General features: G+C 64.7%; 1 protein-coding gene. It reads right to left on the bottom strand.

What is annotated here, in order from left to right; genetic code table 11:
- Positions 1-1,326, bottom strand: coding sequence for a xylose isomerase (gene xylA, locus AADW18_RS19540; protein WP_337345084.1), 1,326 nt, complete (start codon positions 1,324-1,326; stop codon positions 1-3).
- Position 1,327 lies beyond the last annotated feature (1 nt).

The raw sequence follows: 1,327 nt of genomic DNA on the forward strand, positions 1-1,327 counted from the left end.
TCAACGCAGCAGATATTGATTCAACAGATTCTCGTACGCTTCCTGGCGGCCGCTGATCTGTTTCGGTTCGCCTTGCTTGCTGGCCAGATCGCGCAGAGCAGCCAGATCCAGCTTGCCCTGTTCGAAGTCGCGGCCCGCGCCGCTGTCGAAGCTGGCGTAGCGGTCCTTGCGCCAGGTTTCCAGCGGGGAGTTCTCCAGCAGCGCATGGGCGACCTCCAGGCCACGCGCGAACGCGTCCATGCCGCCGATGTGGGCCAGGAACAGGTCCTGCGGATCGGTCGATTCGCGGCGTACCTTGGCGTCGAAGTTCAGGCCGCCCGGCTGCAACCCACCCTGGCGCAGCACCACCAGCATCGCGCCGACGGTGTCGTACAGGTCCATCGGGAACTGGTCGGTATCCCAGCCGTTCTGCGGGTTGCCGCGGTTGGCGTCGATGCTGCCCAGCAGTCCGGCGTCGGAGGCCACCTGCAGGTCGTGCTCGAAGGTGTGGCCGGACAGGGTGGCGTGGTTGGCTTCGATGTTGAGCTTGAAGTCCTTGTCCAGGCCGTGCTGGCGCAGGAAGCCGGTGACCGTGGCGCTGTCGAAGTCGTACTGGTGCTTCATCGGCTCCATCGGCTTGGGCTCGATCAGGAACACGCCCTTGAAGCCGATGCTGCGGCCGTAATCGCGCGCCATGGTCAGGAAGCGCGCCATGTGTTCCTGTTCGCGCTTCATGTCGGTGTTGATCAGGCTGGCGTAGCCTTCGCGGCCGCCCCAGAACACGTAGTTCTCGCCACCCAGTTCGACGGTGGCGTCCAGCGCGGCCTTGACCTGCACCGCGGCGCGGGCGACCACGTCGAAGTCCGGGTTGGTGGAGGCACCGTTCATGTAGCGCGGATGGCTGAACAGGTTCGCCGTGCCCCACAGCAGCTTGATGCCGGTGGCCTGCTGGCGCTCCTTGGCCAGGGCGACCATATGCTTGAGGTTCTGCTCGTACTGCGCGATCTCCTCGGCATCCGGGGCCAGGTCGATATCGTGGAAGCAGTAGTACGGCACGCCCAGCTTGGTGAAGAACTCGAACGCCGCGTCCACTTTGGCTTCGGCTTTCTGCAGCGGGTTGCCGTTGCCGGCCTCCCACGGGTAATGGCGCGTGCCCGGGCCGAACGGATCGTGGCCGGCGTTGCAGAAGCTGTGCCAGTAGCACACCGCAAAACGCAGGTGCTCGCGCATGCTCTTGCCGCCGATCTTGCGGTTCTCGTCATAGACCTTGAACGCCAGCGGGTTGTCCGAGGCCTGGCCTTCGAACGGAATGCGGCCGATGCCGGGGAAGAATTCTTGCTTGCCGATG

Origin of the sequence: Pseudoxanthomonas sp. CCNWLY206-1 (assembly GCF_039710385.1) — a bacterium.
Taxonomy (GTDB): Bacteria; Pseudomonadota; Gammaproteobacteria; order Xanthomonadales; family Xanthomonadaceae; genus Pseudoxanthomonas_A.